The sequence below is a fragment of the Staphylococcus argenteus genome, from assembly GCF_000236925.1.
Lineage (GTDB): Bacteria > Bacillota > Bacilli > Staphylococcales > Staphylococcaceae > Staphylococcus > Staphylococcus argenteus.
On the sequence record NC_016941.1, the window covers coordinates 2193730 to 2213846 of the forward strand.

General features: G+C 32.6%; 16 protein-coding genes. 1 reads left to right on the forward strand and 15 read right to left on the reverse strand.

Going from position 1 to position 20117, the window contains the following annotated elements; genetic code table 11:
• Positions 1-144 precede the first annotated feature (144 nt).
• The 6 genes from SAMSHR1132_RS10705 to SAMSHR1132_RS10730 all read right to left on the reverse strand — a co-directional run bounded on the left by SAMSHR1132_RS10705 (position 145) and on the right by SAMSHR1132_RS10730 (position 7607).
• Positions 145-1113: a FecCD family ABC transporter permease gene (locus tag SAMSHR1132_RS10705; RefSeq protein WP_000987999.1), complete on the reverse strand. Its 969-nt coding sequence runs from the start codon at positions 1111-1113 to the stop codon at positions 145-147.
• Complete coding sequence (locus tag SAMSHR1132_RS10710) at positions 1110-2141, reverse strand: FecCD family ABC transporter permease (protein ID WP_000985690.1); 1032 nt, start codon at positions 2139-2141, stop codon at positions 1110-1112. The genes SAMSHR1132_RS10705 and SAMSHR1132_RS10710 overlap by 4 nt, the downstream gene beginning before the upstream one ends.
• An 11-nt stretch (positions 2142-2152) precedes the next feature.
• The gene (locus SAMSHR1132_RS10715; protein ID WP_001214658.1) at positions 2153-3130 is read right to left on the reverse strand and encodes an ABC transporter substrate-binding protein; all 978 of its coding nucleotides are present in this window, start codon (positions 3128-3130) and stop codon (positions 2153-2155) included.
• 456 nt (positions 3131-3586) lie between these two features.
• Positions 3587-4657, reverse strand: coding sequence for an ornithine racemase SfnaC (gene sfnaC / locus SAMSHR1132_RS10720; RefSeq protein ID WP_000951648.1), 1071 nt, complete (start codon positions 4655-4657; stop codon positions 3587-3589).
• Positions 4658-4663: 6 nt separating this feature from the next.
• Positions 4664-6427 carry an IucA/IucC family protein gene (locus SAMSHR1132_RS10725; RefSeq protein ID WP_000262653.1) on the reverse strand — a complete coding sequence of 588 codons (1764 nt, stop codon included), beginning with the start codon at positions 6425-6427 and terminating at the stop codon, positions 4664-4666.
• Positions 6414-7607, reverse strand: coding sequence for an MFS transporter (locus SAMSHR1132_RS10730; protein ID WP_000170417.1), 1194 nt, complete (start codon positions 7605-7607; stop codon positions 6414-6416). The genes SAMSHR1132_RS10725 and SAMSHR1132_RS10730 overlap by 14 nt, the downstream gene beginning before the upstream one ends.
• Before the next feature lie 101 nt (positions 7608-7708).
• Here SAMSHR1132_RS10730 and SAMSHR1132_RS10735 point away from each other — a divergent pair, with 101 nt between their 5' ends.
• Positions 7709-9682, forward strand: a complete 1974-nt coding sequence (locus SAMSHR1132_RS10735) for an IucA/IucC family protein (protein ID WP_001049829.1) — start codon at positions 7709-7711, stop codon at positions 9680-9682.
• Positions 9683-9851: 169 nt separating this feature from the next.
• On the opposite strand, the gene SAMSHR1132_RS10740 is transcribed toward SAMSHR1132_RS10735, so the two are convergent.
• The 9 genes from SAMSHR1132_RS10740 to SAMSHR1132_RS10780 all read right to left on the reverse strand — a co-directional run bounded on the left by SAMSHR1132_RS10740 (position 9852) and on the right by SAMSHR1132_RS10780 (position 20115).
• Positions 9852-10361, reverse strand: a complete 510-nt coding sequence (locus SAMSHR1132_RS10740; protein ID WP_000215235.1) for an Asp23/Gls24 family envelope stress response protein — start codon at positions 10359-10361, stop codon at positions 9852-9854.
• A gap of 64 nt (positions 10362-10425) precedes the next feature.
• Positions 10426-10665 (reverse strand): DUF2273 domain-containing protein, encoded by a 240-nt coding sequence (locus SAMSHR1132_RS10745; RefSeq protein WP_000002684.1) that lies wholly within the window; start codon positions 10663-10665, stop codon positions 10426-10428.
• Between the two features lie 12 nt (positions 10666-10677).
• Positions 10678-11214, reverse strand: a complete 537-nt coding sequence (amaP, locus tag SAMSHR1132_RS10750; protein WP_000825816.1) for an alkaline shock response membrane anchor protein AmaP — start codon at positions 11212-11214, stop codon at positions 10678-10680.
• A 176-nt stretch (positions 11215-11390) separates the two neighbouring features.
• The gene (locus SAMSHR1132_RS10755; RefSeq protein ID WP_001244921.1) at positions 11391-12953 is read right to left on the reverse strand and encodes a BCCT family transporter; all 1563 of its coding nucleotides are present in this window, start codon (positions 12951-12953) and stop codon (positions 11391-11393) included.
• Positions 12954-13262: 309 nt separating this feature from the next.
• Complete coding sequence (locus tag SAMSHR1132_RS10760) at positions 13263-14270, reverse strand: zinc-binding alcohol dehydrogenase family protein (protein WP_000781929.1); 1008 nt, start codon at positions 14268-14270, stop codon at positions 13263-13265.
• A 275-nt stretch (positions 14271-14545) separates the two neighbouring features.
• Positions 14546-15547 carry an NADP-dependent oxidoreductase gene (locus tag SAMSHR1132_RS10765; RefSeq protein WP_001180202.1) on the reverse strand — a complete coding sequence of 334 codons (1002 nt, stop codon included), beginning with the start codon at positions 15545-15547 and terminating at the stop codon, positions 14546-14548.
• A gap of 224 nt (positions 15548-15771) precedes the next feature.
• Complete coding sequence (locus tag SAMSHR1132_RS10770; RefSeq protein WP_000719336.1) at positions 15772-16641, reverse strand: alpha/beta hydrolase; 870 nt, start codon at positions 16639-16641, stop codon at positions 15772-15774.
• A 331-nt stretch (positions 16642-16972) separates the two neighbouring features.
• Positions 16973-18385 carry a 6-phospho-beta-galactosidase gene (gene lacG / locus SAMSHR1132_RS10775; protein WP_000169212.1) on the reverse strand — a complete coding sequence of 471 codons (1413 nt, stop codon included), beginning with the start codon at positions 18383-18385 and terminating at the stop codon, positions 16973-16975.
• A 17-nt stretch (positions 18386-18402) separates the two neighbouring features.
• On the reverse strand, positions 18403-20115 hold the full coding sequence (locus SAMSHR1132_RS10780; RefSeq protein WP_000983340.1) for a lactose-specific PTS transporter subunit EIIC: 1713 nt from the start codon (positions 20113-20115) through the stop codon (positions 18403-18405).
• Between the last annotated feature and the right edge of the window lie 2 nt (positions 20116-20117).

Genomic DNA, 20117 nt, shown 5'->3' on the forward strand with positions numbered 1-20117 from the left:
AAAATGTTTATGTATGCAAAATAATGAATAATTACAGTAATTAAATATACGCTATTCTTGCTGTTTTTTCAAGGTGAATTCTAAAAAAGGTTAAGTACAATTTTAACATTCGTACTTAACCTTTAAATTAAAAAGCGATATTTATTATTTCATTCTACGTAATAATATTAAGAAGTATGGTGCACCTATAATTGCAATGATAACACCCACAGGTATATCAAGTGGTGGATGTAATCCACGAGCCAAACCATCGCCAAACGTTAACAATATTGACCCTATTAATCCTGACATGATAATGACATGTAGTGTTTTATTCCCTATTAGTTGTCTCGCTATATGTGGTGCAATTAAACCTAAAAAGCTAATACCACCTACTACAGATATTGCAGATCCAGCTAATACTACTGCTAATATTAATAACAGCATTTTGATTGTCTTAACTTTTAAACCAAGCGCCGTAGCAACAGCATCACCTAAGTTTAATACATCTAATTGATAACATAATAAAATGATAATTGGAATTGTAATTATAAACCAAGGCAATATCGTATAAATATTAGACATATCATGTCCATATAAACTACCTGTTAACCAAACTAGCGCTTTATTCGCTTCTAATGGATTTCTAATTAATAAAAATTGAACGATTGCCGTACATATGGCACCAATAGCCAAACCAATTAAAGCCAGCTTCGAACCTTTAACGTCATACCTAGAAATTAAAAATGATAAAAATAAACTTACAGCAAATGCACCTAAAAATGAGCCAATGGGTAACACGAATAATGGTGCTGTTGGAAAAATCATAATAATGATAACAGCTGCCAAACTTGCACCTTTAGAAATACCAATGACGTCTGGTGAGGCTAACGGATTTCTAATTACGGCTTGGATAATCGCCCCTGATATTGCAAGACTACTACCTATAATAATTCCAAGTAACGTTCGTGGAATACGATACTCATTTAAAATAAAGTCATCTTGCGTAAATATTCCTTTTATTGCATCAATCGGATGAATCATTACTGACCCTACGCATAAACTGATGAAAATACTAATAATTAAAAGGATTACTATTAAACTATAACGACGTATCAATTTTGCTGTCATCATATTCTTTTCACCCCTCTAATTGTTATAAATAAGAAGTAAAGTGCACCTACGAATGATGTAACAATACCTACTGGTGATTCATAAGGATACGTAATTAAGCGACTTAAAACGTCAGATAGAAGTAATAAATTCGCACCTATAATAAATGTTAATGGAATCATCACTAGATAATTCTTACTTACGTATCGTTTAACGATATGTGGCACGATTAAACCAACAAATCCTATTGGCCCAGCTACTGATACAGACATACCCGTAAGTATAATTACTAATAGCCCTATTATAATTCGAACTTTATTAATATTTTGTCCTAAACCTTTAGCAATATCATCGCCGAGTTCCATAATTGTTAATTGTCTTCCAATAAAGATAGTTACAATTAAAGCCCCAATAATCCATGGTAATATTGTTAAAATTTCATCCCATTTCATACTTGATAGTGAACCGACAAGCCAAAACATGACCTGCTCGTTTGAGTTTTCATTCAAAATAATGATTCCCTCAGTCATACTGCTAAAAAATAAATGGATTGCCATACCAGCTAAAGCTAATTTAATTGGTGTCATTCCTTTTGTAGCACCTGAAAGCGTGTAAACAGTTAAACCACCTACAAACGCACCAATTACCCCTAAATATAGCGCATAATATTCTAACGAAGGAATAATAATAGTTACTAAAACAATGACGAATGATGCACCAGAACTAACACCAAATATTTTTGGAGATGCAAGTGGATTTCGTGTCATCGCTTGCATTAGTAATCCTGATACAGCTAAAGCACCACCAATAAATAGCCCTGCTATCATACGTGGCATGCGTACATTATGTAATAAAAATGACGCTTTTGTATCGGTATGACCAGAAAGATAGTGTACGATATCGCTAAAGTTAATTTTTGATGAACCAATCGCCATATTTAAATAAACACAAATAAAAAGAAAGCACACACTCACAATATACGTGAGTGTTGTGCGCCTTTTTCTTTTATAATCTATAGCGGATTGGCTACTAATTTGTTTAATAGCCATTTACTTCCACCTTACTTTTGTTCTTTTTTTGATAATTCAACAAGCTCTTTAGCCATTTCTTCTGAAGAAATTAAACCACGAGATCTTGCCCAAACATCACGGTCGACAATATCAACACGATTATTTTTAACTGCATTTAATTTTTTCCAAGTTGCATCTTCTTGTAATTTTTTGAATTCAGGCGAATCTTTTTTAGCATGATCTGTCATGATAATCATGCGTTCTGGATTCAAGTCAGCTAAATGCTCAGTGTCTAATTGTAAGTAAGGTCCTTTCAAGTATTTACTTAAACCTTTTGTTACATCGTCACTTAACGCATTTTTAAATCCTAGTTCTGTTAAAAATTGACCAACATATGAATAATTTGGATGTGCTAATAATCCAGCTTTAGCTACAACTGCTGGAAGTACTTTTTGATTTCTATCAAATTTAATTTCTTCTTTATATTTTTTGATTAATTTATCATGTTCAGCAAGACGTTTTTCGCCTTCTTTTTCTTTATCTAAAGCTTTAGCGATTGTCTTGAATGCATTGATATTTTGTTTGTAGTCACCATCAAAACTCTTTAATGATAATGTTGGTGCAATTTTATTTAATTCTTTATTGATACCTTTATGTCTACTGCTATCAGCGATGATTAGATCTGGTTTTAATTTACTAATTTCCTCTAAGTTTGGCTGTTTACGTGTACCTACAGATGTGTAATCCCCAATTTTTTCTCTAACTGGTTTGATAATACGATTTTTCTTACCATCATCAGCAATACCAACTGGTTTAACATCTAATGCTGCTAATGCATCTGCAAATGAGTATTCTAATACAACGATACGTTTTGCATCTTTAGGTACTTTTACTGTACCATTTTCATCTTTTACTGAAATTGTATCTTTAGTTGATGCTTCTTTTTTACTATCAGTATTTCCACAAGCCGCAACTAAAAATAAGGCAACTATTAATCCCAATATACTAAAAGTTTTTAGACCTCTCATCGTTCCACTCCTTAATATGTATAAACTTCATTTATTATTTTATTGATAACAATTATCATTGTCAAGTAGCGTTCTATATTTTTATTTATCTAAAGTGTCATACTAAACCTATTTACAACCTAGCGATTTTTTAAATTGTCAGTTTAACCGTTACACTGTCATAAATACTTTGGTGAATTACACAGACCATCAATCTCTTCTACAAACAATCCTTACATTCTTTTTACACCATCACTTTTATATAAATTAAATACTTAACTCAACTCATCGTAAAATCCATAATTGAGACAAATTTCATCTCCAAAAATATTACTATCACACGTCCTTAATGGACATTCATGCCTCACAAATCAATAAATAGCTATTCGTTTATATATAGAAAAAAGCCCAAGTTGTATAGTGTCGACATATATAAATATGCCTCTCATTAATACAACTTAGACTTATTTTATAGCGTTAATATTGATTTACCATTGCAGGTGATTGGACATCGAAGTTTTGAAGTAGCGTATCAATCTTTGAATCTTCAACATAAATTTTATGTAAATTTTTCATATACATCGAATGTGATAATGCCTCGTAATTTAAAGAAAAGTTAATATGATCGCCTACTTGATAATGTCCTTGACCATTCAAATCAAGCATTAAATGGTCACTCGAAGCACCTAAAATATTAATATATTGATCCATTGGATAAATATTATCGACTTTGGTATCTAAATATCCTATATCAACAATTGCTTGTAAGAAAGATTCATGTGTTGTGGCATTAATACGTGGCTTAATTTCTAGAATTTCTGCTTCTATCGTAATGGCATCTTGATATAACATTGCAATTGTTTGATTAGTCGTTGTATCAACACCTCTAAACAGTGTTTCGCCAATTCTCAATTCATTTATCTTACCTAGATCATTATATAAAAGTTGTGGCAACATACTCGAATTGCCACCTGAAATAATTTTCAAACGATATCCTATTTCTCTTTCAACAGCCGTAACAAATCTATTAATCATGAAAATATCGTCATCTGATGGCGCATCTGATTTGAAGCACATAAAGTTAAATGCTAAGCCAACGAAATGAATATTTTTTAAATGAATGATTTTTTTAATATATTCTAAAACGTCGTATGTAAGTACACCTTCTCTACTATCTTTCCAATCAACCATTAGTAAAATTTTATGTTTTTTACCTAAAGATTCCGCTACTTCGTTTATTTTATATATTGTGGATAATTCAGTCTGAATACTCATATCCACTTTTTCAATCATCATTGGTATATCTTGTTGTGCAGGCGTACGTATTAATGTATACGACAAATCTTCATCATCAATTTGAACGATATTATCTAATCTTGATTCTGCAACATGCGTAATACCTAAATCTTTTAAACTATTTACAATCATACGATCTCCAGCTATACATTTAATCACTGGCGTAAATTGCATATTTTTATTTTGAAAAATTGTCTGGAGTACTTTGGCGTTGTATTTAATTTTCGATATATTTATGCTCACATGTGCCATATAGTACTACACCTCTTTTTTTATCGGATTATCTAATTCTATATTTAAATACTGCTTAACTTTATTTTCCATTCTCATATTTAGCAAAGCTTTAACTGTTATTTTAGGTCCAAATAATATTTCTTTTAATACTTTAGCATGTGGTCTTGCAGGGTCAATCGCATGAGCAACTTTCTCTTGCACTATTTTAAACAATGATGCTTCATCAACACATTCATATTGATTAAAATGATGAATTAATTCTGCCATTTGATTTTGAATAACTGCATGTTGGAATTTCGCAATAACCGCTTCAATAGAATCTGCAATTAAACTATGATTAGTAATATCGATATCTGGCACCTGATGTTTTAATGTAGTTATATCAATTCTCGAGCCACCTAGATCTCTAACTAAAAATCGAATATCAAAATGCGGCCCTAAATTTACGACTGTATTTTGCATATGTGCTTCTAATGCAATTCCATACTCTTGAATAAAGGCTATTAATGGTGTAATTAATGCTTCTGAATATCGATCTATAAACGTTGTAATGCTTTCTTTAGTAATACCTTGATTCAGCCACTCTAAGTAACTATCAACAATTACCTTTTGATCGATTGGATTTTTATTCACTAGGCATGCGCTAACAATCGTTGCCCCATGTCCATCAATTTCAGGCTTTTGTCTAATAATACATGCAAGTTGACGTGCAATATCTTTGTCAACATTTGCATATTCACCGAATGGTTCCATTGCAACTTTTAATTCTGGATACTGATTTAACAAACCCTGTAAGGCATAACTCAATTTAGGTCCATCTACAGTAGTTACGGTTGAAACCGTTCTAACAGCACTCGTCGCCTGAGCATTTACAGGTAATTTAACATGATATGGTTTATCGATGAGTGACATAGTTCTAAATGACAAGGTAGCCTTTGAAGCTACAGTAAACGGGGTTGGTATTAATATTTTATTAGCAATCCACTGTTCAAAATACTGATCTATTGTGTGGTCATATTGCCAAGGGTGTACAAATATTGCACGGTAATCTTCACTTTTTAAACCTAAACTTTTTAAAAATACACGAATTTGATTATGATATTCCGGAATGACTTCATCAACGATAAATTGATCATCACCATTCATTGATGTACAAACTATATAATCTTTCTCAATCAACATAATTTTTAATGGAATTTCTTTTTCAAATTCAGGTGCATAAGCACGTACTTCTTCCATCGTTAATGGTAATTTCGTTTTCGTTAAAGGATGTGTTGGATGTCCTTCTGGTACCAAACTTTCAGAATATGTTAAATCGTCTGTCATACCACTATCTTTAATATGTTGTAACCATGCAAAGAAATTTATATTTTCTGGTAATCTTGAAAATTTGAAACTTTGGCTAATCAATGTCTGCCTATGAGACATTTGTTTATATGTTTCAACTAAACTATCTCGACTGTGTATTAACTCATTTCGTAATTGCGCGGTAATAGGGATTTCAAAATCATTATTTAATACATCTAACAATCCTTCTAACGTAATAATTAAAGATTTTTCACCTTTATTTAAATATGTGATATCCCCTTTAAATTCATAGCGTTCTAAAGCACTTTTTCTTTCAACTTCAATAGTTAATACATGCATATGATATTGTATCTCAATCATTGATTCTTTATCCTTATACGTCACAAATGTTTGTTCGGGATAAATACGTTCTTTAATGATTGCATTAATTACGCGGTATTGAATATTTCTATCGGCTTTAGTCCATTCAAGATATACCATGCTTACTTTCCTCCAACTTTAACTTCAACTTTCTATTTATTATATAAAATATCAGTGTAATGCATATAGTACTTATTCCCATTATTGTAAAAGTTCTAACAATGCCAAATATGTCTGCGCATATGCTCATTAAAAGACTTCCCAATGGAATCATACCTCTATCCATCATAATAATACTTAGTACTTTGCCTCGTTCATAGTCTTTAACATTATTTTGAAAATAAACACGATTTGTCGTACGTGCCCATTGACTAAATAGTCCTATCAGTGTAATACATGCAAACATGATGACGATATTATGAAATACAACGCCTAACAAAGCGAAGCCAAACAAAAGCGAACTCAAATAATACATGTTCACCATTTCAATATATTTCAACACTTTAGGTAAAACGAGTGTCGCAACAATACCACCAATTGCACACATTGTCATCGCAATACCAAATATTTCAGATTTCCCTGGAAATACTTTATTGGTTAAAACTGGCAATAGTGTTGTATATGAAAAACCAGTCGCCATAATTAATAGGGATGTAATAAATATTTGACGTCCTTCCAGATGTATTTTGAAATAGTCTATTATGACTTTTAAAGACGTACATTGTGACGCTTCCTCTGGCATTTTTGTCACTTTAAAATGTAATGGTAAACATAATACAACCGCAATCAAATAACAAATGGATTGTGCTAAAAATGTCGTGGGTGCATGATAAACTGCTAAAATCACACCTGCAATAGCAGGACCTATTGAACGACAAATATTTATAATGAACGAATGAAATGATACTGCTTGTGTCGTAGACATTTTGTCAGACAAATCTGGTAAAATAGCTTGCCTTAACGGTGTCTCTACAGCACTTAAAATGCCTCTTAATATCGCATATATGATGATGACGATAATTGGAACTGCAGTAAAACTGTAAGTAAGTGCACATAAAATCGCAGTTACCAAAAACGAGGATGTTATCGTAATTCTTAATAACCTGCCTTTATCATATTTATCGGCAATCGACCCTGCCCATACACTTAATAACAAAATTGGTACAAGTCTGCAAAAATTGACAATCCCTAGATAAACTGCGTTATGATAAGTGGTAAGCACAAACCAATTTAGCCCTATTTGTCCAATCCAATTACCTAAAAATAGTAGAAAAGAGCTGCTAAAAAAATATTTTGTCATAAAACTTCCACCCGTATTATGTTGATAATAAGAATCATTATCATTAATATGGATTATACAAATCAATCTTGCTTTTGTAAAATATTTCATAGAGGTGAATTATGAATTTGAAGTTAACTTTTAAAGAACAAATTTTAAAATTAAATAAAGAAGAACAAGAAACATATTTATTTTTACAACAACATGATCGTGATTGGGCGAGTATTTTCAAAGAGATGATTTTACAAGGTCGAGACAAAATCACTCAACGATTAGTCACTTCTATGCATCGAGAAAATCTAGTTGAAGCTAAATCTCGTAGTGAGATTTTATCTAGTACTGTTTTGAATACATTAGACATACACACACCTAACATGCTAGAAATTCAATTTCCACAATCTGATCGAACTTTATATGCACCTATTACGGGTGAACATGCCTTTGATCGAATTGATGTTGAAGGTCCTTTTTACATTAGATATAATCGCGATCATACGATTGCACGTGTACAACATCCAAATGAAATTCTTGACTGTATTTTAGTTGAAGCACCTCATTTAAAAAATGAAGCCAGCGAACAATTTCAGCAAGATTTAATAAATAGTGCTAATAATATGACATTTGCGATTAGCTATCAAGCATTAACGATGCAACATGATAATGCACCTTTATTTAATATTATCGAAAGTGATAATGATCGTTACTTACGTTCGGAACAAGCTGTTATCGAAGGACATCCGTTACATCCAGGTGCAAAGTTACGCAAAGGTTTAAATGCATTACAAACATACCAGTATTCATCAGAATTCGGGCAACCAATTGAATTAAAAGTCATACTGCTTCATGACAAATTAAGTAGAACAATGTCACTTAATGAAGATTATGATGCAACAGTGCGACGACTCTTCCCTAATTTAATTGACCAATTAGAAAATGAATTCTCGAAGAAAATTAATTTTAGCGAATACCATGTCATGATTGTTCATCCTTGGCAATTAGATGATGTATTACTTTCTGATTATCATGAAGAAGTAACTCAAAATGCGATTGTTGTATCAAAGCACACCTTGACTTATTATGCAGGTTTATCATTTAGAACATTAGTACCGAAATGTCCAGAAAAGTTACCACATATAAAATTGTCGACAAATGTTCATATAACAGGTGAAATTCGTACATTATCCGAACAAACGACACATAATGGTCCCTTAATGACACGCATTTTAAATGATATTCTAAGAAGCGATGCAATTTTCAAACGTTATGCATCAAACATTATTGATGAAGTTGCTGGCATTCATTTTTTTAATAATCAAGACGAACCGGAAAATCAAACTGAAAAAAGTGAACAATTAGGAACTTTATTTAGGGAAAACATATACCAAATGATTCCGCAAATTGTCACACCAATGATACCTTCAAGTTTAGTTGCATCCTATCCATTTAACAATGAACCACCTGTTGTAACGCTAATCAAACGATATCAGTCAACAGCAGGACTATCTTCATTTGAAACATCAGCAAGATGGTGGATTGAAACTTATAGTAAAGCATTACTTGGTCTTGTCATTCCATTAGTGACAAAATATGGTATTGCTTTAGAGGCACATCTACAAAATGCGATTGCAACATTCCAAGAAGATGGCCTATTAGAAACGATGTATATAAGAGACTTTGAAGGTTTAAGAATTGACAAAGCACAATTGAATGAAATGGGGTATGATACTTCTCATTTCCATGAAAAATCTAGAATTCTTACTGATTCTAAAACTTCTGTCTTTAATAAAGCTTTTTATTCAACCGTACAAAATCACTTAGGTGAATTAATTCTAACGATATCTAAATCATCGACTGGCTCAAATTTAGAAAAACAATTATGGACTATTGTTCGTGATGTATTAGATAATATTTTTTATCAAATTGAACATTCTACGCATCAATTCAATAAAGTAAGTGATGCCCGCATAAAAGAAATTAAAGCTACCATGTTTGCATCAATGATTGATTATAAATGTGTTACAACGATGCGCCTTGAAGATGAGGCACATCATTATACTTATATAAAAGTTAATAATCCTTTATATCGCGAAGAATAGAAAGAACTTTATGGATTTGCGATTAGCATTTCACCTTTGACAAGATTTGCTACCATCAATTAAAGCAAAATAATTACACGAAGCATGCAATCTTAACGTTTGAATAATTATATAAAGCAACGCAAAAAAGCTCGGCACTTATAAGCGCCGAGCTTTTTTATTAAATGACTTATTGTAAACCTTGTCTTTCTTGGTTATTATTGTCATTATTTTTTTCGTGTTTTTGTTTCCATTCTTTTTGAGTCATTACATCGTCAACTTGCATGTTAACTTCAACAACATCTAAACCAGTAATATATTTAACTTGTTCTTTAACTAATTCAGTTACTTTACGGAAAATTTTAGGTGCTGATTCACCATATTCTAAGATTACTTTTAAGTCAACAGCAGCTTGTTTTTCGCCAACTTCTACTGATACACCTTGTGTTACGTTGTTACCACTTGAGAATGCATTAGTGAATGTATCAGTTAAGCCACCTTTCATGTCTAAGATACCTTTAACTTCGCGTGCAGCGATACCAGCAATTTTTTCAACAACTTCATCAGAAAATGTTAATTTATTTTTGAATTGAGGTTCTTGATTTTGTTCTTGTTGTTTTTGACGTTCTTCTCTTTCTTTTTCGTTAACACCAGTTTGATTATCGTATGCTTGTTTTGCTTTATTGTTATCTACAGTCATAATAAATTCTCCTTTTACTTGTTGATTTTTTTATATTTTTTTAATTAAATTCTAAATTGATGAATTAACTCCATCTATTTAAAAAATTCATAAAATCTTGCTTACGGTCTTTCATATACCCAATACCTAATCCAATTAAACATAATACGATGATTAGTATTGTTTTCCAAAATCCTAGCGTTAAGAATAAAATAGCAATCAATAGAAACGCTAAGAAACCAATGATTCTCCATTTGAAAGTTTTTAATAAATTAATAACTTGTTGTGTAGAGTCTTGTCCGTTTTGGTTATGATTGTTAGCCATGATATACCTCCCTTACAACACTCGTGGACCAGAAGTTTTCTGATCTCTCACATTAACTTCTAACTTTCGTACTGGCATTTCAGTGAAATGTTCAACATTTTTCTTAACATCAGCACGAATGGCTTCTGTCAATGATTGTACTTGAACATTATTCGGTACGAAGAAATCAGTTTTAATGTCGATATAAGATTTATTTTTTTTGTTATATAGTTTTGCAACTACATTTGGTTGTCTTACTTGATCATATTTTGCAACTGTATCAAATGCTGTTTTTTCAACCGCTTTTCTAGACACATAAATATGTCCATCATCAAAATCTTTGTATAATCCAGGTTTTCGATGTGTAGGTTTGAAGATACTAAATACTAGAATAAGACCTATTAATATTAATAGTGCAGCAAGCGAAATTAGCAATGGTTGGAACCATTCAAATTGTAGGAAGTAATCTTGATATTCAGTAATACGACCATCTTGTATATACATGAATAAAAGGAATCCTACAATGACAACTATTAATAAGCCAAGGATAAAGTTTTTAAGTCGTTTCACCCCTAACGACACCTCCTTAGTTAAAGTTAAATTAAAAAACATATTAAATATGTACCCATCTAATAATTCGTTAAACCTAATAAATTAATAACTTTAAATTTATTTTTAATATATAAGATGAAGTACCATTTTAGTAATCTATTCCCTAGTTTTTGTTAATAAAACCTAAATTTTAATTAATTTTCGTCAATATGTTTTGATGAGCGATATTCTAAAATGTCAGGATCTCGATGTTTAATTAGAACTTTGTTACTATTTCTAGGTTTTTCTTCACTAAGTGATTTTAAAAGTGACCATATCATCGCGATAATAACTACTGAAAATGGTAATGCTGCAATAATTAATAAATTTTGAATCGCTTGTGTTCCACCTGTGTAAATCATAATAATGGCAAATAGTGCCATAATAATACCCCAACTTACTTTTACAAATGATTTCGGATTAATATCACCGCTAGAACTTAACATGCCTAAAACATATGTTGAAGAATCAGCAGATGTAACAAAGAAAATCATGATAACAATTAAAGTAACTAAACTTAATACAAACCCCATTGGATAATGTTGTAAAGTCGCAAAAGTGGCTGTCTCTGTTGCAGCTTTAGCAATGTTAGCAATATGATTATCTTGCAAGTAAATTGCTGATGCGCCGAAAACCGCAAAGAAGATAAAACATACGAGCGCTGGTACGAAGAGCACGCCTAAGATAAATTCTTTAATCGTACGTCCCTTTGAAACACGCGCGATAAATATGCCTACAAATGGTGCCCACGATACCCACCAAGCCCAATAAAAGATTGTCCAATTTTGTAACCATTGAAATTTTTGACCACCCGATGGAATACGCAAACTCATACTAAAGAAATTTGCAATATAATTACCTAATCCATTAGTAAATGTATTTAAAATGTATAGTGTAGGTCCAACAATGAATAAACCAACTAACACAACAAAGGCTAATAACATGTTGATATTACTCAACGTTTTAATACCTTTATCAATACCTGACCACGCTGACCATGTAAATAAAATAGTCGCAACAACAATTAGAATAACCTGCATCGTAAAATTACTCGGTACATTAAATAAAAAATGTAAGCCTTCGTTTATTTGCAAGGCACCGAAACCTAACGTTGCAGCGACACCTGTTACAGTAGCAATAACCGCTAAAACATCAATCGCACCTCCTAAAGGTCCGCGCATCGCTTTTTCACCTAATAATGGTGTTAATGTTGCACTGACTAAACCAGGATAGCCTTTATGAAAGCTAAAATATGCAAACACAAGTGCAACAATACCGTAGACTGTCCATGCATGAATCCCCCAATGGAAAAATGAAAACTGCATCGCATCATTTATTGCAGATTGTGTCCCAGCTTTGTGTATCGGTGTTAATTTAAAAGCATGACTGATTGGCTCAGCTGTTGTCCAAAATACAAGTCCTATTCCCATACCAGCACTAAATAACATTGCAAACCATGATGGTAACGAAAACTCTGGGTCTTCGCCTTCTTCACCTAATGTGATAGATGCGTATCTTGAAAATAAAATATACACACAGACAAACAAAATAACTAACACAAGCAACAAATAATACCACGAAAAATGTAACGCTATGAATGTAGTAATATTTTGCGTGAGCGTTTCTAACTGTTTCGGAAATATTGCACCAAAAGCAACGAATATTGTACATATCGCTAATGATACCCAAAACACAAGACTTACTGATTTATTTCTCATAAATACAAACCCTTTCTATGTAATGGTTAGCACATACCCATAACTGCTACATTTTAATCATTTATAATTTTATAAAGAGTCAATTAATAACACTTTATCTTTTAAAAATCATATATTAATAAACTTTCTATTGAATACTTTTGGTTACGAAAAATTCAATATTTATACTTGCAGAAGATTTTTGTTGTCACTTTAAAACAATCATTATTAAATCGTGATAGCTATCTTTCTGTTGATCTTTTCGACTAAAAATAAAAAACGAGCCACCTTACACAGTTTTCACTGTATAAAGCGACTCTATATACTTACTTATAAATTAATCACTAGTTTCCCTATCATTGATTGTTGTTCTAATAGTTGATGTGCACGATATAAGTTTTCAGGAGACAAGCCATCAATAACTTTCGTCGTTGTAGGCTGGTAAGTACCCGCTTCTATATTTTTGGTAATATCTGCTAAATACTCATGCTGTTTAATCATGTCTGGCGTATGATGAATTGGACGTGCAAACATAAACTCATGAGTAAATGTAATACTTTTTGATTTTAAAGCATTCAAATCTTGATTTTCATTAAAAGCGACAATAGTTGTGATATGTCCTAACGGTTTAACTAATTGGATCATAGTATCGTAATACATATCACTATCGAAAGTACAAAATATGTAGTCTACCAACGAGATGTCATTTTCTTCAAACTGACTTACTAAATTTTCTCTATGATTTAATACGATATCTGCGCCCATCTTTTCGCACCAATCTGTTGTTTCTTGTCTTGACGCTGTTGTAATGACTGTTAAACCATATCGTTTAGCAATTTGCGTAGCAATACTTCCTACACCACCAGCACCATTAATGATCAAAACTGATTTTCCTTCATTTTCAGAAGGGTCATGAGAAATTCTAAATGTATCAAAAAAAGTTTCATAAGCCGTAATACCAGTCAACGGTAGACTAACCGCTTCTTCAGCCGAAATATTTTGAGGTGCCTTTGCTACAATTGTTTCTGGTACTAACTGATACGTTGCATTGGATCCTTGTCTATCTGGTGAACCAGCATAAAATACCACATCACCTTGACTAAATAGCGTTACATCTGGTCCAACCGCTTCAACTGTACCAACAGCATCGAAGCCAAGTACACGTGGTGCTTGAGTAACTTCCATTTGTCGTTGCTTCGTATCTACTGGATTGACGCTAATACTAATCACTTTAACTAAAATTTCATCGTTTTGCGGCATCGGTATATCTTGTTCATATTCTTTAAATAAATTTCCTTCTTCTAATTTAAAAGGTTTCTCAAATCCTATCATTTTCATATTGCTTCACCTCGTATATGAACTTTATTTTCATTATACAAAATAGAAGCCACGTGTGCTCATATCACAACACAATGACTTCTTTTTGTTTGATAAAATAAGGGCAACTTTTGATTTTGATGATAGACTACCATTGCAATGACATATCTTTCAAAAGTTTCGATTTAAACGGTGACTTACTGATACATGACTTTCAATAAATTCAAATTAGACTAGAATACTCATTTATAGTTTGCCTATTACCGATTTCGATTTGTCAGCCTTATTTACCTTTATTATTCTGTAACTTTAATCACTTGCTTACCAAAGTTTTCACCAGTGAATAAATTTTTAAACGCACGTGGTGCTTGTTCGAATCCGTCTTCAACAGTTACTTGTGACTGAATTTTGCCTTCTTGAACCCATTTTGCGAGTTGCTCACTTGCAACTTTAAAATCATTAGCAAATTCTGACACTAAGAAGCCTCTCATCATAACTTGCTTTTTAATAAGTGTCCCTTGAATTCGAGGACCAATATCTTCTTCAGGATGATTATATGAAGAAATTGCGCCACAAACTGGTACACGCGCAAAACGATTCAAATGTTTAAATACTTCATCACCGACTGTACCGCCAACATTTTCAAAATAAACATCAACACCATCTGGTACAGCTTGCGCTAATTTTTTTGCAAAATCCGCTTTCTTATAGTCGATACCAGCGTCAAATCCCAATGTCTCCGTTAAATAATTTACTTTTTTATCGCCACCAGCTATACCTGCAACACGGCAACCCTTAATTTTAGCAATTTGGCCAACAACTGAACCAACAGCACCAGACGCAGCTGAAACAACTACAGTTTCACCTGGTTTAGGTTGACCAATATCAAGCAACCCATGATATGCTGTTTGTCCAGGCATACCTAAGACACTTAAATATAAGTCAAGGGGTACATCTGTCGTTGGCACTTTAGTAATTTGTTCAGCTTGGACTTGATTGATGATACACCAAGGTAACATACCTACAACGACATCTCCTGTTTGATAATCTTCATGTTTCGATTCGATTACCTTTGCAACGATATGACTGACAATCGGCTTACCAATTTCAAATGGTTGCACGTATGAATCCGCCTTAGTCATACGACCTCTCATATATGGATCAACTGAAATGTATAATGTTTGTACTAAAATACTATTATTTTCAAGTTCAGGCGTTGCAACTTCCTCGATTTTAAATGTATCATCTTGTGGCATACCTTCAGGGATTTTATTAAAAAGAATTTGTTTGTTTTGCATCACTAATCACCTTTCCATATTTAGAAACTTTTTTTATTTTGATTTCAGTTTAAGTATAAATAGCGTAATCGTGATGCTAGTATATTCTTAGTTGTTAGCTTTTGACTTAAACATTGGTTCTTATAACTTCATCCACATTATATTTCCTAAGTTTATGAATATAAAATATTTCGTCTTATAAACCTATATAATTAACTCGTATTCTAACTGGATGGTAATTGTTATTATTTTTTCCATAAAAAGTCAATTAGCTCGTTCGCAACGTTTTCGTTTTCATGTAGCTGGCTATGTTGCGCTGACTCACCTTCATATTTAGATTCTCGATAGCTTTTCGGACTATTTCCCAGTAAATATTTCAAAGATTTCGAAGAGCTGTTAGACACCCTACCGTCTGAATGTGTCCCATCTTTCAAATCACCATAAATATTAAGTACTTCTATATCTTTTCCTTTATAAATATCTTTTAAAACTCGCAACTGCTGATAAGGTTGATTCATTCGACTTGGTTTGCCATCTTTATCCACTGAAATTTCATTAACATCTTCATTCATATTTAAGACGCCGTTAAATGTGCCCGCAATATTCACTTGCTTGTTTAACTGTGGTAATGATTTGTTGTTACCATAAGTCATCATATATTGTGCGAATGTTAAATTCCCCATTGAATGACCAACAAAGTTAAATTTATCAAATTTGTATTCTGATTGTAGCTTTGTAAGTACATTTTTAAACCATGCGGCATTCTTATCTAAGTATCCTTGTTTATTATTTTCAAGTTCAATTTTCACAATTGGATTCACAGCATTTTTACTTATCTTCCCTTTAAAAGTAACTTCACCGTCTTTTGATACATAAGCAGTAATGACATCTTTAGTGACACCTCTTTTTTCTGCTTGTTTCACCATGAATTTTTCTGAGTTGGCGCTACCACCATATCCATGTAAGAATAAAGTAGGGATAGATTTTTTAACAAATTGCTGTTGTTGTAACTTATATGTTTGTTCTTGTCTTTGACTAAATACGACTGTAATGATACTACCTATAATAATAGCTACTGCTAATAATGTTGTACTGATAACAAAAATTTTCTTCACACTTTTAACTCCCATTCATATCTTTTCTATAAGTATAAAGGATGTGCTAATAAATGTCCTTTAGTTGATTTTGAATGCATCATTAACTTTTACGAACCTACTTTAAAGATTGCCATTTACATTACGATATCTTATTTTGGAATTCTTTTCTTTAACACTTGTAACCTTCATCTTAATAAGTGTAATACTTTGGAATATACAGCATATTTTATTTATGAATAATTAGCGGAACAAATATATGTATTGTATTTCTCAATATCTATCTTTTAAATTCCATTCTTCTAAAAAAAGACCTACCAGAATATGACTGATAGGCCTTTAAAAAATAATATTATTTAATTTCTTTCGTTTCAGCTAATTCTTTATACCAATAAGCACTTTTCTTAGGATAACGTTCTTGAGTTTCAAAGTCGACATAGAATAAACCATAACGTTTTTCATAACCGTTTGACCATGAGAATACATCCATTAATGACCAAATAAAGTAACCTTTAACATTGGCACCATCTTTAATAGCATCGGCAATGACATTTAAATGCTGCTTAACATAATCGATACGTGCATCATCATGAACTGTTTTTTCAGATTCAATAAATTCATCTTTATATCCTAGGCCATTTTCAGTGATATAAATTTTGTGATAGTTTGGATAATCTTTAACTACTCGCATAATTTGATCGTATAAACCTTGAGGATAAATCATCCAATCCCAGTCTGTACGTGGTACATCTACATCAAATTCACGTTGTCCAACACCTTTAAGTTGGTATTTAGATCCACCTTTATCACCTGTTGCATTATGTGTAATTTCAGATTCACCATCGTAACCTCTCATCCAATCACTCATATAGTAATTGATACCTAAGAAGTCATTTAAATCTTTGGCTGCATCTAAAATCGCATAATCTTCATCTGTAATATTTAATTTACCACCATTAACAGATAAGATATGTTGTACACCTTCCATAGTCTCACGAGAATACTTACCTAAGTATGTTGCATCTAAAATAAATTTGTTATGAATAATATCTTCTAATTCTGCCGCACGAACGTCTTCAGGATTTGATGGGTCGAATGGATATTTTGTTGGTAGAGCGTGTACGACACCAATTTCTCCTTGATATCCATCATCTTTAAATAATTTTACTGCTCTAGCGTGAGCCAACATCATATTGTGATGCGATTGGAATACTTTTTCAAAATCATATTTAATACCTGGAGGGAATTTACCTACTAAATATTGGCCATCACCAATTGGTCCAATCTCGTTGAATGTAGTCCAATATTTTACTTCTGGGAATTCTTTAAAACAAAATTCAGCATAATCTACAAAGTAATCAATCGTTTTACGATTTAGAAAATCACCATCTTTGTGTAACACTTCAGGCGTATCAAAATGATGTAATGTTACGAATGGTTCAACATGGCGTTTGTGACACTCTGCAAATAACTTATGATAATATTCAACGCCTTTAGGGTTAACTTCACCATAGCCATTAGGAAATATACGAGACCATGCAATTGAAATACGGATCCCGTTTACACCAAATTTCTCACTTAACTCTAAATCCACTGGGTATCTATTATAAAAATCACTTGCAGGTTCTGCTGTATACCAATAGTTTTCTTCTAAATAAGTATCCCATGCAACACGACCTTTACCATCTGTATTTGTCGCACCTTCTGCTTGATATGCTGCTGTCGCTCCACCAAAAATAAAATCTTCAGGTAATGTTTTAGTCATATGAAAAACTCCTATTCTTAATTTTCAAATTGTTTTTGAACGAAATCAAGGGCTGCTTGGCCATCTCGTGTCAATTTGATATATTCAGCACCTTGAGTCTTCGCTAATTTAATACCTAATCTATCTGTATCTTGCTTAATATCTTCATAGTTAGACGCAACTTGTGGCGCTAAAATGATTAATTGGTACTCTTTCATAATGTCCATATGTGCGCCATATCCGCCAGCTGCCGCTTTCACTGGTACATGATATTCTTCAGCTGCTTTATTAAGTGCATTGGCTAATAATCCACTTGTACCACCACCGGCACAAAGTACTAAGACATTTGTTTGTTCAGTAATATTTGAAGCTTTAGATGCGTCATCAGACACACCACTTGCTGCTAAAATTGAATCAGCTTTTTTCGTATCAAAGTTTGCTGCAACTTTATCTTTTAACTCTGAATTACTTTCTTTACGTCCTTCTTCTTCATCAAGAATTTCACTGTCATAAACTTTTAGGAACGGATAGTAAATGATGATATCTACAACAATTAAAGTAATCGCTAGTACGAATGACCATAAACCAAATCCAGTACCCATGATGATGCCGAGCGGACCTGGTGTTGTCCATGGTAAGTTCACACTAAAGCTGTTCATTCCTAACACTTCAACGAAAAGTTTAAATATCCATACGTTCACAATTGGTGCTAATACAAATGGAATAAAGAACACAGGATTCAATACTAGTGGTGCACCAAATAAAATCGGCTCGTTTACACCAAAGAATGTTGGTACAACAGATGCACGTCCAATCGCTTTGTTTCGTTTAGATTTCGTCATCCACATAAACATAAAAGGCACGACCAATGTTGCACCCGTACCTCCAAATGTAACGATAAACATTTGTGTACCTGATGTAATAATTTTATCTGCGTGTTCACCAGCTTGAAGCAACTTGAAGTTCGCTTCGATATTCGCATATGTAATGGCTGCAATTGCTGGCTCTACAATTGACGGACCATGAATACCTACAAACCAGAATAATGCAAAGGCACCAAAAATAATTGTGACACCAATCCATCCATCTGCTGCTGTAAATAATGGTTCGAATAATTTTAAAATACCTTCCGCAACATTTGCTTTAAAGCTATTGCGAATAATTAAATCTAATGCATAAAGAATGATAATTACCGCTGAAAATGGAATTAAGTCTTTAAATACTTGTGAAATATTCGGCGGTACTTCTTTTGGCATTTTGATTGTAATGTTACGTTTCACACAGAAGTTGTAAACAATAACAGTAACAAATGCTGATAAGAATGCTGTTAATAAACCTTTAGTTCCCATAAATGCGCTTAAGAATCCACCATCTTTTGCTGGATCTGAAGCTAAGAACAAGAACCCACACATCGCTGCTAGCATTGTAGAAATAAAGTTAATTTGATTCGTACTTTCCAGCTTACGGTTATATGAATCCGTTAACGATTTCGCTGTCGTTCCTGCTACTAAAAATGCTACAAGCCCCATCGTATAGTTATATGGCTTCATTAAAATAGCTTCCATACCTTTATCCCATTTAAATCCAAAAATATTTGGTACATATGCAATTAATAGAAAGATACTAGAGAATAAGATGACCGGCATTGCAGAAATAAATCCATCACGGATCGCTCTTAAGTAAATATTACGTGATAATTTCTCGAAAAACGGCTTTCCTTTTTCAATTTGTGCGATCAATTTTTGCATCATAG

What these genes read in the sequence shown, in the direction of transcription:
- SAMSHR1132_RS10725 (WP_000262653.1), bottom strand. Translation starts at nt 6,427, where the DNA reads ATGGTATATCTTGAATGGACTAAAGCCGATAGAAATATTCAATACCGC.
- SAMSHR1132_RS10740 (WP_000215235.1), bottom strand. Translation starts at nt 10,361, where the DNA reads ATGACTGTAGATAACAATAAAGCAAAACAAGCATACGATAATCAAACT.
- SAMSHR1132_RS10755 (WP_001244921.1), bottom strand. Translation starts at nt 12,953, where the DNA reads ATGAGAAATAAATCAGTAAGTCTTGTGTTTTGGGTATCATTAGCGATA.
- SAMSHR1132_RS10710 (WP_000985690.1), bottom strand. Translation starts at nt 2,141, where the DNA reads ATGGCTATTAAACAAATTAGTAGCCAATCCGCTATAGATTATAAAAGA.
- SAMSHR1132_RS10715 (WP_001214658.1), bottom strand. Translation starts at nt 3,130, where the DNA reads ATGAGAGGTCTAAAAACTTTTAGTATATTGGGATTAATAGTTGCCTTA.
- SAMSHR1132_RS10730 (WP_000170417.1), bottom strand. Translation starts at nt 7,607, where the DNA reads ATGACAAAATATTTTTTTAGCAGCTCTTTTCTACTATTTTTAGGTAAT.
- SAMSHR1132_RS10780 (WP_000983340.1), bottom strand. Translation starts at nt 20,115, where the DNA reads ATGATGCAAAAATTGATCGCACAAATTGAAAAAGGAAAGCCGTTTTTC.
- SAMSHR1132_RS10745 (WP_000002684.1), bottom strand. Translation starts at nt 10,665, where the DNA reads ATGGCTAACAATCATAACCAAAACGGACAAGACTCTACACAACAAGTT.
- sfnaC (WP_000951648.1), bottom strand. Translation starts at nt 4,657, where the DNA reads ATGGCACATGTGAGCATAAATATATCGAAAATTAAATACAACGCCAAA.
- SAMSHR1132_RS10765 (WP_001180202.1), bottom strand. Translation starts at nt 15,547, where the DNA reads ATGCAAAACAAACAAATTCTTTTTAATAAAATCCCTGAAGGTATGCCA.
- lacG (WP_000169212.1), bottom strand. Translation starts at nt 18,385, where the DNA reads ATGACTAAAACATTACCTGAAGATTTTATTTTTGGTGGAGCGACAGCA.
- SAMSHR1132_RS10705 (WP_000987999.1), bottom strand. Translation starts at nt 1,113, where the DNA reads ATGATGACAGCAAAATTGATACGTCGTTATAGTTTAATAGTAATCCTT.
- SAMSHR1132_RS10760 (WP_000781929.1), bottom strand. Translation starts at nt 14,270, where the DNA reads ATGAAAATGATAGGATTTGAGAAACCTTTTAAATTAGAAGAAGGAAAT.
- SAMSHR1132_RS10735 (WP_001049829.1), top strand. Translation starts at nt 7,709, where the DNA reads ATGAATTTGAAGTTAACTTTTAAAGAACAAATTTTAAAATTAAATAAA.